The 14,247-nt window shown below is 65.4% G+C and carries 16 protein-coding genes; 5 read left to right on the top strand and 11 right to left on the bottom strand.

Annotated features, from left to right (window positions below):
- Nucleotides 1-171 precede the first annotated feature (171 nt).
- Nucleotides 172-957 carry an EF-hand domain-containing protein gene (locus ACVI1L_RS39815; RefSeq protein ID WP_456785310.1) on the top strand — a complete coding sequence of 262 codons (786 nt, stop codon included), beginning with the start codon at nt 172-174 and terminating at the stop codon, nt 955-957.
- Between the two features lie 158 nt (nt 958-1,115).
- On the opposite strand, the gene ACVI1L_RS39810 is transcribed toward ACVI1L_RS39815, so the two are convergent.
- The 7 genes from ACVI1L_RS39810 to ACVI1L_RS39780 form a co-directional block, all read right to left on the bottom strand.
- On the bottom strand, nt 1,116-2,111 hold the full coding sequence (locus tag ACVI1L_RS39810) for a P1 family peptidase (protein ID WP_057018420.1): 996 nt from the start codon (nt 2,109-2,111) through the stop codon (nt 1,116-1,118).
- 181 nt (nt 2,112-2,292) lie between these two features.
- Nucleotides 2,293-3,411 carry a branched-chain amino acid ABC transporter substrate-binding protein gene (locus tag ACVI1L_RS39805; protein ID WP_028339917.1) on the bottom strand — a complete coding sequence of 373 codons (1,119 nt, stop codon included), beginning with the start codon at nt 3,409-3,411 and terminating at the stop codon, nt 2,293-2,295.
- A 166-nt stretch (nt 3,412-3,577) separates the two neighbouring features.
- Nucleotides 3,578-4,312: an ABC transporter ATP-binding protein gene (locus ACVI1L_RS39800; protein ID WP_028336790.1), complete on the bottom strand. Its 735-nt coding sequence runs from the start codon at nt 4,310-4,312 to the stop codon at nt 3,578-3,580.
- Nucleotides 4,309-4,734, bottom strand: a complete 426-nt coding sequence (locus tag ACVI1L_RS39795) for an endonuclease domain-containing protein (RefSeq protein WP_456785665.1) — start codon at nt 4,732-4,734, stop codon at nt 4,309-4,311. The genes ACVI1L_RS39800 and ACVI1L_RS39795 overlap by 4 nt, the downstream gene beginning before the upstream one ends.
- A gap of 95 nt (nt 4,735-4,829) precedes the next feature.
- Nucleotides 4,830-5,663: an ABC transporter ATP-binding protein gene (locus tag ACVI1L_RS39790; RefSeq protein WP_028336791.1), complete on the bottom strand. Its 834-nt coding sequence runs from the start codon at nt 5,661-5,663 to the stop codon at nt 4,830-4,832.
- The gene (gene livM, locus ACVI1L_RS39785) at nt 5,660-6,985 is read right to left on the bottom strand and encodes a high-affinity branched-chain amino acid ABC transporter permease LivM (protein WP_057018422.1); all 1,326 of its coding nucleotides are present in this window, start codon (nt 6,983-6,985) and stop codon (nt 5,660-5,662) included. Before livM ends, ACVI1L_RS39790 begins: the two co-directional genes overlap by 4 nt.
- A gap of 10 nt (nt 6,986-6,995) precedes the next feature.
- Nucleotides 6,996-7,913 (bottom strand): ABC transporter permease subunit, encoded by a 918-nt coding sequence (locus ACVI1L_RS39780; protein ID WP_076828509.1) that lies wholly within the window; start codon nt 7,911-7,913, stop codon nt 6,996-6,998.
- 369 nt (nt 7,914-8,282) lie between these two features.
- Between ACVI1L_RS39780 and ACVI1L_RS39775 the strand changes: the two genes are divergently transcribed.
- Nucleotides 8,283-8,429, top strand: a complete 147-nt coding sequence (locus ACVI1L_RS39775; RefSeq protein WP_168858023.1) for a hypothetical protein — start codon at nt 8,283-8,285, stop codon at nt 8,427-8,429.
- 93 nt (nt 8,430-8,522) lie between these two features.
- Here ACVI1L_RS39775 and ACVI1L_RS39770 read toward each other — a convergent pair whose 3' ends face one another.
- Nucleotides 8,523-9,281 carry a hypothetical protein gene (locus ACVI1L_RS39770; RefSeq protein WP_456785309.1) on the bottom strand — a complete coding sequence of 253 codons (759 nt, stop codon included), beginning with the start codon at nt 9,279-9,281 and terminating at the stop codon, nt 8,523-8,525.
- 192 nt (nt 9,282-9,473) lie between these two features.
- On the opposite strand from ACVI1L_RS39770, the gene ACVI1L_RS39765 reads away from it, so the two are divergent.
- Complete coding sequence (locus ACVI1L_RS39765; RefSeq protein WP_456785308.1) at nt 9,474-10,007, top strand: hypothetical protein; 534 nt, start codon at nt 9,474-9,476, stop codon at nt 10,005-10,007.
- A gap of 73 nt (nt 10,008-10,080) precedes the next feature.
- On the opposite strand, the gene ACVI1L_RS39760 is transcribed toward ACVI1L_RS39765, so the two are convergent.
- The 3 genes from ACVI1L_RS39760 to ACVI1L_RS39750 form a co-directional block, all read right to left on the bottom strand.
- A complete protein-coding gene (locus tag ACVI1L_RS39760; protein WP_028336796.1) occupies nt 10,081-10,464 on the bottom strand; it encodes a carboxymuconolactone decarboxylase family protein in 384 nt (127 codons plus the stop codon).
- A gap of 253 nt (nt 10,465-10,717) precedes the next feature.
- Nucleotides 10,718-11,500: a 3-oxoadipate enol-lactonase gene (pcaD, locus tag ACVI1L_RS39755; protein WP_092090128.1), complete on the bottom strand. Its 783-nt coding sequence runs from the start codon at nt 11,498-11,500 to the stop codon at nt 10,718-10,720.
- A gap of 83 nt (nt 11,501-11,583) precedes the next feature.
- Entirely contained in the window at nt 11,584-12,939 is a 1,356-nt protein-coding gene (locus ACVI1L_RS39750; RefSeq protein WP_456785307.1) for a 3-carboxy-cis,cis-muconate cycloisomerase, read from the bottom strand.
- A 210-nt stretch (nt 12,940-13,149) separates the two neighbouring features.
- On the opposite strand from ACVI1L_RS39750, the gene ACVI1L_RS39745 reads away from it, so the two are divergent.
- Entirely contained in the window at nt 13,150-13,596 is a 447-nt protein-coding gene (locus tag ACVI1L_RS39745) for an SRPBCC family protein (protein WP_016840413.1), read from the top strand.
- Between the two features lie 155 nt (nt 13,597-13,751).
- Nucleotides 13,752-14,237 (top strand): (2Fe-2S)-binding protein, encoded by a 486-nt coding sequence (locus ACVI1L_RS39740; RefSeq protein ID WP_028336799.1) that lies wholly within the window; start codon nt 13,752-13,754, stop codon nt 14,235-14,237.
- The last annotated feature ends 10 nt before the right edge of the window (nt 14,238-14,247 follow it).

Below are 14,247 nucleotides of genomic sequence, written 5' to 3'. Positions count from 1 at the left end.
GGCGCTCTGCGACCGGAAAATTCTTCCGCCGGCGGCAGCTCTTGCCGGGTGCGCGGAACCCGCTTCGATGCGGGAACGCCTGGTTTTGCTGGTTTTTTGCCATGGCACGCCCTTTGCTCAGCCACTGACCAGCGTTTGAGCCGCCAGGCGCGGCCCTGTTGGAGTATTGCCATGCTGTTCGCCCTTGGCGCTGCGTCGTCGGCCATTGACCTTTTGAGCTCGCTGATGTCGTCGAAGTCGACGACCCAGACCGGCAGCTCCAGTCAGGGGGCCAAGACCACCGGCCTGTTCGCCCCTTCGACCGGTACATCGACGTCGACCGGGAGCAGCACCGGCACCGGCTCGGGCAGCGTCTCTCCGCAGATTTCGCCGCTGACGATGGGCGCGCTGATTTCCGCGCAAAGCCAGTCCCAGACCGCGGTTTCAAACAGCCCGACGGCGGCCAGCCGCTCGGATGCGCTCAAGGACCTGTTCTCGCAGATCGATGCCGACGGCAACGGCAAGATCACCCAGTCGGAATTCGAGAACGCGCTCGGCGCCGGCGGCACCAACACGGCGCAGGCCGACGACGTGTTCTCCAAGCTCGACAGCAATGGCGACGGTAACGTCAGCCTCGACGAGATGTCCCAGGCCTTGCAGGGCCACAAGGGCGGCGGCCATCATCGCCATCACATGGCCAGCGGCTCGACCGATGGCTCCGGCGCGGGCGGATCGAGCTCCGATCCCTTGATGCAGGCGCTGGACGGTGCGACCTCGACGTCGGTGACCAACAGCGACGGCTCGACCACCACGACGACGACCTATGCCGACGGCTCGAAGGTGGCTATGACGACGCCGGCCACATCCTCCGCGACCCTCAACGCGGCTTCGTCCTACAATATCGTCGAGCAGCTGATCCAGCGCCAGGCGAAGGCGATCTCGGCGCAGGACTTCGCTGCGATTTCGGTCAGCGCTTAAGACGAGACTGGTAATTTCCGTCATTGCGAGGAGCTCGGCGACAAAATTGCAAAGCAATTTTGCGCTGGAGCGACGAAGCAATCCATCTGTCCACATGTGCGGACAGATGGATTGCTTCGCTTCGCTCGCAATGACGGCAGAGCCAGAAGCGCGATGATCTAACCGAATCTGTCCCGCCAGCTCGGTAGCGCGCCGGCGAATGGCAGCGCGGTCGCTGAATGGACGCCGCGGGCTATGGCGCGCGCCACGGTGTTGGCGGCGAGCGCACCGAGCCTGGTGAGGCCGAACAGCGGATCGATCGGCCTGGCGCCGGTCGCGGCGGCAAACACCACGTCGCCGTCGAGCGGGGCGTGCACCGGATAGATCGCGCGCGCCATGCCGGTCTGCGCGATCATCGCAAGCCGCCGCGCCTGCGGCTTCGTCAACTGCGCATCGGTCACCACGACGACGAGGGTGGTGTTCTCGACGGCGCGCGCGTCGGCGCCGCCCTTCAGCCGCGCCTTCAGCATGTCCGGCGTGAACGAGGGCGGCAGGCCGCGCCCGCCGAATTCGCCGCCGACCTCGAACGGCGCCGCCCAGAACCAGGGGCCGCTGCCGACCGTGACGCTGCCGACCGCGTTGACCACCGCGAGCGCCGCGACCGTCACGCCGTCGTCGGTCATGTCGGACGCCGAGCCGAGGCCGCCCTTCAGGTTGGCCGTGGTCGCGCCCATGCCGGCGCCGACGCTGCCGAGCTCGAAGTCATCGGAGGCGGCATTGGCCGCCGCGTAGCCGAGGTCGCGATAGGGCGGAAAGCGTCCCCACGCCTTGTTGCCGCCGTTGAGCAGGTCGAAGCAGATCGCGCCCGGCACGATCGGGATCACCGCGTCGCGGATGCGGAAGCCGCGGCCGCGCTCGGCGAGCCAGGCCTGCACGCCGCCGGCGGCGTCGAGCCCGTGCGCCGAGCCGCCGGACAGCGCGATGGCGTCGATTGCCTCGACGACGTTGTGCGGCGAAAGCAGCGCTTCCTCGCGGGTGCCCGGACCCCCGCCGCGGACATCGATCGAGGCGACCGCCGGCCGCTCGAACAGGATGGCGGTGACGCCGGAGGCGACTGTGGGATCGTCGGCATGGCCGACGGCAACGCCGGCAATATCGGTGAGAAGGTTTTTCACGATGGGTCCATCCGCCTGCTGTCCGATCGATCCGGTATAGCAGCCGCGACGGATGCATCAACCGTCGGGCACGGGCGGGCGGAGACGTGCGGTAAGACTTGCAGGCATCCGGCAAACAGAAAAACGCCCCGGCGGATCGGGGCGTTCTCGTATCTCTGATTGGATCAGACGCGAGAGAGGCTCAGGAGCCCTTCGGATTGATCTCGGTGTAGTTGCCCTTGGCGTCCCACTTGTAGACGACGTAATCGATCGCCTTGATGTCGCCCTTGGCGTCGAAGGCCATCTTGCCGAGCACGGTGTCCCACTCGCCGGCCTTGATGGTGTCCATCACCTTCTTGGCGTCGGTCGAACCGGCCTTGGCGACGGCCTGCGTCCAGACCTGCATCGCGGCGTAGGTGTAGAGCGTGTAGCCCTCGGGGTCGATGTTCTTGGCCTTGAACTTCTCGACGATCGCCTTCGCGGTCGGCTTGTTGCGCGGGTCGGGGCCGAAGGTGAACAGCGTGCCTTCGGCGGCGGGGCCGGTGATCGAGGCGAATTCCTTGTCGTTCATGGCATCGCCGGCCATCAGCACGGTCTGCAGGCCCTGGTCGCGCATCTGGCGCAGGATCAGGCCGGCTTCCTGATGGTAGCCGCCGACATAGACCAGATCGATGTTGTCGCGCTTCAGGCGCGAGACGATCGAGTTGAAGTCCTTGTCGCCCTTGTTGTAGGACTCGAACATCTTCTCCTGGAAGCCGGCCTTGTTCAGCGCCTTCTTGGTCTCGTCGGCGAGGCCTTTGCCGTAGGTGGTCTTGTCGTTCAGGATCGCGACGTTCTTGCCCTTGTAGTTCTTCATGATGTAGTCGGCGGCGACCAGGCCCTGCTGGTCGTCACGGCCGCAGACGCGCGCCACGTTCCAGAGCTTGCGCTCGGTGAACAGCGGGTTGGTCGAGGCCGGGGTGATCTGCAGCACGTTGGCGTCGGCATAGGCCTCGGAGGCCGGGATCGAGGACGACGAGCAGAAATGGCCGGCCACGAACGGGATCTTCGAAGAGCCGATCTTTTCCGCGATCGAGCGCGCCTGCTTCGGATCGCAGGCATCGTCGTCAGCTTCCAGCGCGAGCTTCTTGCCGAGCACGCCGCCGGCGGCGTTGATGTCGGCGACCGCCTGCTCGGCGCCGTTCTTCATCTGCCGGCCGAAAGCGGATTCGGAGCCCGTCATCGGGCCCGCGACGGCGATGGTGATGTCTTGCGCGAACGCGCTCGCCGATAATGCGAACGAAGCGCCAAGTGCCAGGCCGATCAGCTTCAGTGATTTCATGAGACGTCCCTCGTGGTCGTTGCCTCTTGCGGAAGGGCCCGGCACGCCGGGCCCCAAAACCGCGGGCATTCTCAGCTGATTTCGCGGCGAAGTCACCGGCAATTTTCAGGCAAATCGACGCTGCATCCGCCGCATCTTGCTTGCGGGGGCGGCACGGAACGTCAAGCTAGCCGCGGCGGCCGCCTTCCAGATAGGCGGCGCGGATTTCCGGGCGCTGCAGCAATTCGGCGCCGGTTCCGGCCAGCGTGATCAGCCCGTTGACCATGACATAGCCGCGATGGGCGAGCTTCAGCGCATGGTTGGCGTTCTGCTCCACGATCAGCACGGTGAGGCCGTCCTGCCGGTTCAGCGTGCGGATGGCGTCGAAGATCTGCCGCGCGATCAGCGGCGCGAGCCCGAGCGAGGGCTCGTCCAGCATCAACAGCCGCGGCCGGCTCATTAGGGCGCGGCCGATCGCCAGCATCTGCTGCTCGCCGCCCGACAGCGTGCCGCCGCGTTGTGCGACGCGTTCCTTCAGGCGCGGGAACAGCGCGAACACCCGCTCCAGCCCGGCTGCACGTTCGGCCTCGCTGCATTCGGTGGCATCGGCGCCCATCTGCAGGTTTTCCGCGACGCTCATGCGCGGAAAGATCCGCCGGCCCTCCGGCGATTGTGCGATGCGCAGCCGCGCGATCTCGTGGGTCGGCACGCCGGTGATGTCACGGCCGTCGAACTCGATGGCGCCGGCGCGAGCGCGCGGCCTGCCGAAAATCGTCATCATCAGCGTCGACTTGCCGGCGCCGTTGGCGCCGATCAGGGCGACGATCTCCCCGCGATTGATCTCGATATCGACGCCCTTCAGCGCCTCGATCTTGCCATACGCCGCGCGCACGCCGCGCACCGCGAGCAGGGGCTGGGTCATGACTCGTTCCCCTTCTTGGCCGACATGGCGGTGTCGGTTCTCCCTCCCCCTGAAAGGGGGAGGGTTGGAGTGGGGGTTGTCGCCGCTTGCGCCAATCTCTCCATGTGCGTGACCAAGTCGCTCAGCACGCCGTCCAAATTCGACAGCACGTCGTTGTTCCAGTAGCGAACCACGGTGACGCCTTTTTCCGCGAGCCATGCGGTTCGGCGATCGTCGGCCTGCTTCCGCTGCTCGGCATGCTGACCACCGTCCACCTCAACAGCCAGACCAAGGCGCGAGCAGTAGAAGTCGACGGTGTACGGGCCGATCGGGTGCTGCTTGCGGAAAGAGAAGCCGTTGAGTTGATCGCGACGCAACGCACGCCAGAGGCAGGCTTCCGCATCGGTCATGTTTGCGCGGAGAGATCGCGCCCGTGCCGTCATATCTTTCGTGCAGGAAAAGCGTGACCCCCACCCGCCCGCTTCGCGGTCGACCTCCCCCTTGCAGGGGGAGGTGGGGGGCTTGCTGGCTGCGCTCGTCACGTGCCGCTCTCCATCACGGCGATCGCCTCTTCTTCGTCGGCGCCGAGATAGGCGGCGATCACCTTGGGGTCGTCGCGCACCGTCTGCGGCGTGCCTTCGGCGATCTTGACGCCGTAGTCCATGACCACGACGTGATCGGAGATCTCCATCACGACCGACATGTCGTGCTCGATCAGGAGGATCGAGGTGCCCTGTTCGTTGCGGATCGACAGCAGCAGCTCGTTGAGCCCGCCGCTCTCGCGCGCGTTCAGACCGGCCGCCGGCTCGTCGAGACAGAGCAGCACCGGTTCAGTGCACATCGCGCGCGCGATCTCGAGCCTGCGCTGGTCGCCATAGGGCAGGTTGCCCGCGGCATCGTCGGCGCGGTCGAGCAGGCCGACGCGCGCGAGCCAGGTCCGCGCCAGATCGATGGCGCGCTGCTCGGCCTCGCGCCAGGACGGCAGGCCGAGCAGCCCGAGCAGGGTCAGGCCCGAGGCGCGCATCAGCGCGTTGTGCTGGGCGACCATCAGATTTTCCAGCGCCGTCATGCCGGGAAACAGCCGGATGTTCTGGAAGGTGCGCGCCACCTTGGCCTGCTTGGAGATGCGGAAATCGTTCAGCCGCTCGAGCTGGATGGTGCGGCCGTCGTCATGGGCGAGGCGGATCGCGCCCCCGCTCGGCCGGTAGAACCCGGTGATGCAGTTGAATACGGTGGTCTTGCCGGCGCCGTTCGGCCCGATCAGCGCGGTGATCTTGCGCCGCTCGGCCGCAAAGGACAGCTCGTTGACCGCGACGATGCCGCCGAAGCGCATCATCAGGCGGTCGACGGTGAGGATGGGGTCGCCGCTCATCCGTGGCCCTCCTTGACGAGGTCGGACGAGATCGCCTGGTTGCGTTCCAGGAACACGGTCGGCGCGCGATGGCCGATCAGCCCGCGCGGCCGCCAGATCATCAGCAGCACCATCGCCATGCCGAACACCAGCATGCGGTATTGATCGAGGCCGCGGAACAGCTCGAAGCCGCCGATCATGGTCAGCGCGGCGAGCGCCACGCCAAGCTGCGAGCCCATGCCGCCGAGCACCACAATCGCCAGCACCAGCGCCGATTCCTGGAAGGTGAAGGATTCCGGGCTGATGAAGCCCTGCCGGGTGGCGAAGAACGCGCCGGCGAGGCCGCCGAACATCGCGCCGGTCGCGAACGCCGTCAGCTTGGTGGTCGTGGTGTTGATGCCGAGCGCGCGGCAGGCGACCTCGTCCTCGCGCAGCGCCTCCCAGGCGCGGCCGATCGGCAGCCGCCGCAGCCGGATCGTCACCCAGTTGGTGATCAGCGCCATCGCCAGGATCAGATAGAACAGGAAGACGAGGCGGTGGGTCGGCGAGAATTCGATGCCGAGCTTGGCGGCGAGCCCGTCATCACCCGCCGTCAGCGGAATGCCGAACATGGTCGGGCGGGGAATTCCCGAGACGCCGTTGGGGCCGCCGGTCAGGCTCTGCCAGTTGATGATGACGAGGCGGATGATCTCGCCGAAGGCGAGCGTCACGATCGCGAGATAGTCGCCGCGCAGCCGCAGCACCGGGAAGCCGAGCAGCACGCCCCAGAACGCCGCCAGGATGCCGGCAAGCGGCAGGCAGACCCAGAACGACAATCCGAAATTGGTCGCAAGCAATGCGTAGGAATAGGCGCCGACCGCGTAGAAGGCGACGTAGCCGAGGTCGAGCAGGCCGGCGAGGCCGACCACGACGTTCAATCCCCATCCCAGCATCACATAGGTCAGGACCAGGATCGACAGGTCGAGAATGTAGCGCTGGTTGTAGAAGATGACAGGCACGAGGAAGGTGAACACCAGGAGCGCCGGCGCCAGCCAGCGGCCGGCGAACGACATCGCCGATTGCACCGGCTTCGGCACGATGCGGTCCTTGTCGACCGGTCCCCACCATTGCCGCAGCAACTCGACGACGATGCTGCCGCCGAACACGGTAGCGACAAGGGCTGCGAGGTCGCCGAACCGCGTCCAGTAGATCAAGCCGCCCTGCGGCCCGGCCTCGGTGCGAATGCCGATCATCAGCGAGAACAGCACCAGCGCGACAAGGGCGCTGATCAGGGCCTTCTTGAGAATGAAGGCGCTGCCCGAGGGCTGCGCGGCGTGCGAGGGGCGGGCTGAGGTCGCGCTCACGAAGTGCCTGTCAGACTTTTTCGACTTCGGGACGGCCGAGCAGGCCGGTCGGCATGAAGATCAGCACCACGATCAGGATCGAGAACGCGGCGACGTCCTTGTACTCAACCGAGAAATAGGCCGACCAGAACGTCTCGATCAGGCCGATTGCGAGCCCGCCGAGCATCGCGCCCGGCAGCGAGCCGATGCCGCCGAGCACGGCGGCGGTAAACGCCTTGATGCCGGCGACGAAGCCCATGAAGAAATCGACCAGGCCGTAATACAGGAGATACATCATGCCTGCGACGGCGGCGAGCGCGGCGCCGATCACGAAGGTCATCGAGATGGTGTAGTCGACGTCGACGCCGAGCAGCGCGGCCATGGTCTGGTCCTGCTCGCAGGCGCGCATGTCGCGTCCGAGCCGGGTGCGCGAGACCAGCCAGGTGAACAGCGCCAGCACGACGATGGTGGCGAGCACGACCATGATCTGGATGTTGGAGAGCTGCACGGCGAAGCCCGACGAGCCTTCATGCAGCGTGTAGCCGCCGGTGATGATCGGCGGCACCGGCTTCACCCGCGCGCCCTGCGACACCTGTGAGAAATTGGTCAGCACGAATGACATGCCGATCGCCGAGAGCATCGGCGCCAGGCGGAATGAATGCCGCAGCGGCCGGTAGGCGATGCGCTCGATGGTCCAGCCGTAGAGCGCCGTGATCGCCATCGAGACCAGCAGCACGATCAGCAGGATCAGGGGGATCGCGGTGAGGCCGAGCGACACCAGCACCAGGAACGAGATCAGCGCGATGAAGCCGCCGATCATGAAGATGTCGCCATGGGCGAAGTTGATCATGCCGACGATGCCGTAGACCATCGTGTAGCCGATGGCGATCAGGCCGTAGATCGAACCGAGCACGAGGCCGTTGATCAGTTGCTGGGCGAAATAATCCATACGCTGCCGTCAGAGCCTGTTCGGTTGAGAACCGACCAGGCTCTCGTGTTGATCTGGACGCGCTTTCTTCACGCGAACCGGTTCCCACTTCGCTCGAAAACGCTACGTCGAGGGTGACGCGGCGAGGGCCCCGGCAGCCTGATCCGTCGCGTCATGTCGTTTTCTAACAGTGGAACCCCGGCCGCGGCAACAGCGTGGCAGCAGCAGAAAGGGCTTGTACATAACTAGTTTGGCGGATGCGGTTCCGATGTCACAGGGCCGACATGGCCTTGCCTTGCAATGATCACGCCGGAACCCGTGTTCCCCGAGCAACCGCGCTTCCGACGCGCGCGTTGTCCCCAGCTTGATGAAAGCAAAGGGAGTAGCTGAATGAGCAACCCAAATCAGAATCCGGGACAGCCGAACCAGAACCCCAATCAGAAGCCCGGCCAGCAGCAGCAGGGCGGCGGCCAGAAGCCCGGCCAGCAACAGCAGGATCAGGGCCGGCAGGGCCAGAAGCCCAATCCGGAGCGCTAATTCGGACAATTGAGCCGAACTAGCAGGGAGGCCTCGCCGAAAGGCGAGGCCTTCCTTGTTCAGGCTGGACCCTTTTCGCTTGGGCTGTCTTGTTCAGGCCAACTGGTCGGCGAAGCGGCCGCGGAAGGCGTACGAACCGAAATGCGTGAGCTCGCTTCGAAGGTCGAGCCAGATTTCGCCGCCGAGATCGATCCAGCGCCGGCAGAACGCGTAATCTTCGGACAGATACTCGCCGGTTGTCTTGTCGATCATGCATTCGAACAGCGAGACGCGGTCGAGGTCGGCGCGAACCAGGTCGCCGGTGTTCAAGTCGTTGCTCTTGTGGTTCGCCCGATATTTGAGTTCGGGATGGGCGTCGCACAGCCTGACGAGGGCGGATCGCTTCATCATGAGAAAGCCGGTTCCGGCATATCGGACCTTGGCGAAGCCGTCGCCGCGAGATGTGATCTGGTCGCCCTCCCGTGTGACGACATAGTCCAGCGAGGATGACGCGAGGTTCTTGCGCTTGGCGTCCGCAGCCCGCTGCACCTTTGCCCAATCGATGTGCTTGAGCGGATAGGCCGCGGCGGAAACGTCGGCACCGCAATCCAGCAGCCGGAAGACGGACTCGGGTTCGAACCCGATATCGGCATCGATGAACAGGAGATGGCTGGCGCCGGATGCAAGGAATTGGTGGGCCAGTTCATTCCGGGCGCGCACGATCAGCGATTCGTTTCCGATCAGATGGAACTGGATGTCGATGCCCCGGGCGGTGGCCGCAGCCTGAAGCTTCAAGGCGGACAACACATAGGCCATCTTCAGATCGCCGCCGAAGCAGGGCGTTGCGACGAAAACGCGCGTTCTTTCGGTCATTTTACCCCCTTTATCCCCGGCCGGCGCCGATCTTGCGCAGATCCCGGCCGGGCCCGATCGCATCGATCCGGAACCATCGCATCGCGCTTAACCTTAACAAAGGGTTTAAATTGCTGCCGGCAATTGATCGGCGTTAGCTCGCGCCCTGAACCGTCGCCGGTCTGAAAGGCGCGGGATGCACGGGAAGCGGCAATGTCGAACAACTGGCGGATCAGCTCCTTCAACGGCGCGCTGCTTGCGGCCTATTTCATTCCGGTCTGGACCATCATCGCCTTCAGCATCATGGTGTCGCCGATCCACGGCCTCTATGAGCGGCCGAGCGTGTCGATCGCGTTCTATGCCAGCGACTATCTGCACCTCGGCAAGATGGCGACGGTGCGCCTCGCATGGCTGCTCGCGCTGGCGCGGATCACCGTGGTGGCGTTCTTCGCAGTCTTCCTCGCGATGGCCGCCTTCTCACCGCTGCGCAAGAGCAGCAGCGGCGCCGACGAGGCGCTGGCGGTGGCGCTCTGCCTCGGCAGCGTGCTGAGCTTCGCCAGCATGATGATGGCTTCCAAGGTCGGCGAGGTCGAAGCGATGCGCATGCACGCGTCCGAGCTTCTGATGCTGCTCGGGACCGCGATCGTGATGCTGTTCGAGACCTCGCCGAAGCGAGCTCAAGCGTCGGCCAATGCAGCAACGACCACCGAAACGCCCGCAGGCCAGCTATCCCTTCAGCAGCCCTAAAGCGCGATAGTCTTCGCGCTTTAGTCGTTTTTTTGCATGATCTTTTCAGAAAACCGCTTCGCACTTTTCCGGATCATGCTCCTAGCTCGGCAATGATCGCGCCGGCTTCCTTGACGGCGTGATTGGCCGCGGGCACGCCGCAATAGATCGCCTGCTGCAGCAGGATCTCCTTGATGTCCTCGGGCGTGAAGCCGCCCTCGGCGAGCGCGGCGCGCACATGCAGGCGGAATTCGTCCCACTGGCCGAGCGCGACCATGGTGCCGATCACAAGCACGCGCCGGGTGCGGTGATCGAAATGCGGCCGGGTCCAGATGTCGCCCCACGCATAGCGCGTGATCAGGTCCTGGAAGTCGGTGTTGAACGCGTTGCGGTTCTTGATCGACTTGTCGACCCATTCATTGCCGAGCACCTTGCGGCGCTGCGTCATGCCGTCGTCGCGGCGCTGATTGTCGTCCATGGATGTCTCCTCATGAAATCGTAGCCCGGATGGAGCGCAGCGCAATCCGGGGCTTCAGCGTTGGCCGAAGGACTTGTCCCGGATTTCGCTTCGCTGCATCCGGGCTACGTGCTGATTGTCGCCCATAGAGCATCTTTCCCGGTTACGTCATTCCGGGGCGGTCCGCAGGACCGAACCCGGAATCTCGAAGTTATGGATGCGGATCGAGATTCCGGGTTCGATGCTTCGCATCGCCCCGGAATGACGATGACCGTTACCGTTGCGTCAGGAAGCCGACCACGGCCTCGGTGAAGGCGTGCGACTGCTCGACGTTGGAAATGTGCGCGGCATCGAGCAGCGTCATGCTGGCGCCGGGAATGCCGCTGCGGATCATTTCGCCTGCCGACACCGGCGTTGCCATGTCCTGCTTTCCCGCGATCACCAGGGTCGGGCTCTTGATCTTCGGCAGCAGGGCGCGTTGGTCGAGTGTCGATAGCGCCTCGCAGCAGGCGAGATAGCCTTCGACCGGCGAGGCAATCAGCATCGCCTTCATGCGCGCCGCGGTTTCCGGCTCGCGCTCGCGGAAATCGGCGGTCAGCCAGCCGGCGATCACGGCGTCGGCGACGGCGGCGATGCCGCCTTCCTTCACCGCCTTGATGCGGTTCAGCCAGTTGGTCGGATCGGGATAGTAGCAGGCGGTGTTGGCGAGGATGATCTTGCCGAATCTTTCCGGGGCATTCGCTCCCAGCCACTGTCCGACCATGCCGCCCATCGACAGGCCGCACCAGTGCACCTTCTCGATGTTGAGATCGTCGAGGATCGCCAGCACGTCGCGGCCGAAGCGCTCCATGGAGTAGGGGCCCGCCGGCACGCCGGATTTGCCGTGACCGCGGCGGTCGTAGCGGATGACGCGGAACAGCTGCGTCAGCGCCCGCATCTGCGGCTCCCACATCTGCAAGGTGCAGCCGAGCGAGTTCGACAGCATCAAGGTCGGTCCGCCGTCGCGGCCGTCCACCTGGACGTTGAGCAGGCACCCGTCGGCGTTGATCATCGGCATCGTCTTGTCCCTCTCGTCATGCGCTTGCCGGGTCATCTGCGCGAAGACGCGCTTCGCGCTTTTGTCCGGCAATGACATCGTCGCTATTTGTCATCCAGTGAAGCCAGCAGGCGGTCGATCAGTGCTTGCGAGGCACCCTGATAGGCCATCGGCTCGAACAGCTCCGCGATTCGTTTCGCGTCGAGATGCGCGGTGACCTTGGCGTCCGCCGACAGCACCTCGCGCAGATGCTTCTTCTCCGCGACCGCGCGCTTGCTGGCGGCCTCGATCAGATGATGGGCGTCGCTCTTGCCGATCTTGTCGGCGAGCGCAAAGGCGATGGCTTCCGCCATGATCAATCCCTGAGTCGCATCGAGATTGACGCGCATCCGCGCCGCATCGACCTCGAGCCCCTCGGCGAGATCGACGATGGCGGCGAGCGCGCCCGAGGTCACCAGCATCAGGCCGGGCAAGGTCGGCCATTCCGCATGCCATGGACCGGCGCTGCGCTCATGGTCCTGCACCTGCGCGGCGAAGATCGTGGCGGCAAGATTCGGCGCCATGGTCGCAGCCCCCAGCGCGCTCGCGGCAGCGACCGGATTGCGCTTGTGCGGCATGGTGGAGGAGCCGCCGCGACCGGCGCCCGCCGGCTCGAAGGCCTCGCCGACATCGGTCTGCATCATCAGCGAAACGTCGCGCGCGATCTTGCCGCAGCTGCCGGCGAGGATGGCGAACACCGACGCGGCCTCGGCGATGCGGTCGCGATGGGTATGCCAGGGAGCATCCGGCAGCGGCAGATCGAGCTCTCGCGCAAGGTCGGCGGCGACCGCCAGCCCCTTATCGCCGAGCGCGGCGAGCGTCCCGGCGGCGCCGCCGAATTGCAGCGCCAGCGTCTCGCGGCGCAGGCGCAGCAAGCGCTTGCGGGAGCGATGCAGCGCCGCGGCATATTCGGCGAGTTTGAGGGCGAACGGCATCGGCAGCGCATGCTGCAGCCAGGTCCGCGCCACCACGGCGGTGTTGCGATGGGCGCGCGCAAGCCCGGCGAAGCCGGCGACGGCGCGGTCGAGGTCGGCCAGCAGCGCGTCGATCCCCGCACGCAACGACAGCATGGTCGCGGTGTCGATGACGTCCTGGCTGGTCGCGCCCCAATGCACGTAGCGCGCCGCCTCGGCGTCCGCCCTGGCGACATTGGCGGTCAGGGCCTTCACCAGCGGAATCGCCAGATTGCCGGACCGCGTCGCGGCGTCGGCCAGCGCGGCCAGGTCGAATGATTCGGCCTTGCAGGCGGCGCCGATCGGTCCCGCGCCAGCTGCGGGAATCACCCCGCAGGCCACCTCGGCGCGGGCCAGCGCGGCCTCGAAATCCAGCATGTTCTGCAGCGTGGCGGCGTCGTCGCACACCGCGCGCATCGCGGCGCTCGACAGCATCGGCGCAAGCAGGGGAGAAAGGGCTGTGCTCATGGCCGGCGACCTAACCACTGTCGCGCGTCGATGCCAATGCCCCGGGGCTGCCTGCATTTTCAACACCGGGGATTGCGCGATTTCGTGAACGATCGGCTTGGCTTGCTGCGGTTGCGAATATGCATCGCTCATCCTCCGAAGGTGCCCTTTCCTTTGCGCCCCGGCTGCTTTACTTGGGGGAAAAGGTTCTAGCGATCGAGGAGATCCCCCATGGCCATGACAATGACCGGCGAAGTCCAGCTTGCAGCGCCGCGCCAGGCTGTGTGGGACAAGCTCAACGATCCCGAAGTGTTGAAGGCCTGCATTCCCGGCTGCGAAGAGCTGGAGAAGACCGACGAGGGCGGCTTCCGCGCCACCGCCAAGATGAAGGTCGGCCCGGTCTCCGCCCGCTTCAAGGGCAAGGTCACCTTGAGCGATCTCGACCCGCCGAACGGCTACAAGATCTCAGGCGAAGGTGAGGGCGGGGTTGCCGGCTTTGCCAAGGGCGGCGCCACCGTGGGCCTTGCAGACAAGGATGGCGGTACGCTTCTGAGCTACAATGTGGAGGCGCAGATCGGCGGCAAGCTCGCCCAGCTCGGCCAGCGCCTGATCAACGGCGCCGCCAAGAAGCTGGCCGATGAATTCTTTGCAAATTTCGCCAAGGCGGTGCAGGGTTAGCCCCGCCTTTCGGCTGGATTATTCAGGTCCGGCCATGTCCTGGAGGGGGGGCTCGAAAGGTTGCCCATCGCGGGGCGCGCCCATATTATGCCGTCTGGAATGATTTAAAACCGCCTGCTTCGCCGATATGCGGTGGCGCAGATAAGAGAGTGCTGATGGCCAAGATTTCAATGATCGTGAACGGCAACCCCGTGAACGCGAATGTCGACCCCCGTACCCTTCTGGTCCAGTTTCTGCGCGAAAACCTGCGGCTGACAGGCACCCATGTCGGCTGCGACACCTCGCAGTGCGGCGCCTGCGTCGTGCATCTGGACGGCAGGGCGGTGAAGTCCTGCACGACGCTTGCGGTGATGGCCGACGGTCACGAGGTCAAGACCATCGAGGGGCTTGCAGCCGACGGTGCGCCGCTGCATCCAATGCAGGAGGCCTTCCGCGAGCATCACGGCCTGCAGTGCGGCTTCTGCACGCCGGGCATGATCATGACCGCGGTCGACCTGGTCCATCGCAAGGGCCACGAGCTCTCCGACGAGGTGATCCGCGAGGAGCTGGAAGGCAATCTGTGCCGCTGCACCGGCTACCAGAACATCGTTGCTTCGATCGCCGCCGGCGCCAAGGCGATGGCGAAGTCGGACCTCGCCTAGTCAGCAATTC

The organism is Bradyrhizobium sp. USDA 4516, assembly GCF_054055915.1.
Note: the sequence above shows the minus strand (reverse complement) of the source record. Positions and strands in the feature narration are given on the sequence as shown.

Coding starts and splice junctions, on each gene's coding strand:
- ACVI1L_RS39780 (WP_076828509.1), bottom strand. CDS start 7,913: ATGGATTATTTCGCCCAGCAACTGATCAACGGCCTCGTGCTCGGTTCG.
- ACVI1L_RS39805 (WP_028339917.1), bottom strand. CDS start 3,411: ATGAAATCACTGAAGCTGATCGGCCTGGCACTTGGCGCTTCGTTCGCA.
- ACVI1L_RS39800 (WP_028336790.1), bottom strand. CDS start 4,312: ATGACCCAGCCCCTGCTCGCGGTGCGCGGCGTGCGCGCGGCGTATGGC.
- ACVI1L_RS39795 (WP_456785665.1), bottom strand. CDS start 4,734: ATGACGGCACGGGCGCGATCTCTCCGCGCAAACATGACCGATGCGGAA.
- ACVI1L_RS39765 (WP_456785308.1), top strand. CDS start 9,474: ATGTCGAACAACTGGCGGATCAGCTCCTTCAACGGCGCGCTGCTTGCG.
- ACVI1L_RS39745 (WP_016840413.1), top strand. CDS start 13,150: ATGGCCATGACAATGACCGGCGAAGTCCAGCTTGCAGCGCCGCGCCAG.
- ACVI1L_RS39790 (WP_028336791.1), bottom strand. CDS start 5,663: ATGAGCGGCGACCCCATCCTCACCGTCGACCGCCTGATGATGCGCTTC.
- ACVI1L_RS39770 (WP_456785309.1), bottom strand. CDS start 9,281: ATGACCGAAAGAACGCGCGTTTTCGTCGCAACGCCCTGCTTCGGCGGC.
- ACVI1L_RS39815 (WP_456785310.1), top strand. CDS start 172: ATGCTGTTCGCCCTTGGCGCTGCGTCGTCGGCCATTGACCTTTTGAGC.
- ACVI1L_RS39740 (WP_028336799.1), top strand. CDS start 13,752: ATGGCCAAGATTTCAATGATCGTGAACGGCAACCCCGTGAACGCGAAT.
- ACVI1L_RS39750 (WP_456785307.1), bottom strand. CDS start 12,939: ATGAGCACAGCCCTTTCTCCCCTGCTTGCGCCGATGCTGTCGAGCGCC.
- ACVI1L_RS39775 (WP_168858023.1), top strand. CDS start 8,283: ATGAGCAACCCAAATCAGAATCCGGGACAGCCGAACCAGAACCCCAAT.
- pcaD (WP_092090128.1), bottom strand. CDS start 11,500: ATGCCGATGATCAACGCCGACGGGTGCCTGCTCAACGTCCAGGTGGAC.
- ACVI1L_RS39760 (WP_028336796.1), bottom strand. CDS start 10,464: ATGGACGACAATCAGCGCCGCGACGACGGCATGACGCAGCGCCGCAAG.